1 protein-coding gene is annotated in these 666 nt (G+C 66.7%); it reads left to right on the top strand.

All coding sequences use genetic code 11. The annotated features are described in order from the left end of the window. On the top strand, positions 1-666 hold a 666-nt coding region (locus tag KXC43_RS50310), incomplete at both ends, for an SPFH domain-containing protein (protein WP_221383440.1).

The raw sequence follows: 666 nt of genomic DNA, 5'->3' as shown, positions 1-666 counted from the left end.
GGTGCGCAGCAAGGTCGACATGCGCGAGCAGGTCGTCTCGTTCCCGCCGCAGCCGGTGATCACCTCCGACAACCTGGTCGTGTCGATCGACACGGTTCTGTATTTCAAGGTCGTCGACTCGGTGCGGGCCACCTACGAGATCTCGAACTTCCTGCAGGCGATCGAGCAGCTGACCGTGACCACGCTGCGTAACGTCATCGGCTCGCTCGACCTCGAGCGCGCCCTGACCAGCCGCGAAGAGATCAACCGCCACCTCTCGACGGTGCTCGACGAGACCACCGGCCGCTGGGGCATCAAGGTCACCCGGGTCGAGATCAAGGCGATCGAGCCCCCGCCCAGCATCCGCGACTCCATGGAGAAGCAGATGCGCGCCGAGCGGGAACGACGCGCCACGATCCTCAACGCCGAGGGCCACAAGCAGGCGGCGATCCTCACCGCCGAGGGCGAGAAGCAGTCCCAGGTGCTGCGGGCCGACGGTGACCGGCAGGCCCGCATCCTGCAGGCCGAGGGCCAGGCCAAGGCGATCCGTACGGTGTTCGACGCCATCCACACGGCCAACCCGTCCCAGAAGGTGCTGGCCTACCAGTACCTGCAGGCCCTTCCGCAGATCGCGAACGGCACCGCCAACAAGGTGTGGATCGTTCCGACCGAGCTGACCAAGGCCCT

Origin of the sequence: Paractinoplanes polyasparticus, from assembly GCF_019710575.1 — a bacterium.
Lineage (GTDB): Bacteria > Actinomycetota > Actinomycetes > Mycobacteriales > Micromonosporaceae > Actinoplanes > Actinoplanes polyasparticus.
This window is presented reverse-complemented; position numbering and strand designations above follow the sequence as displayed.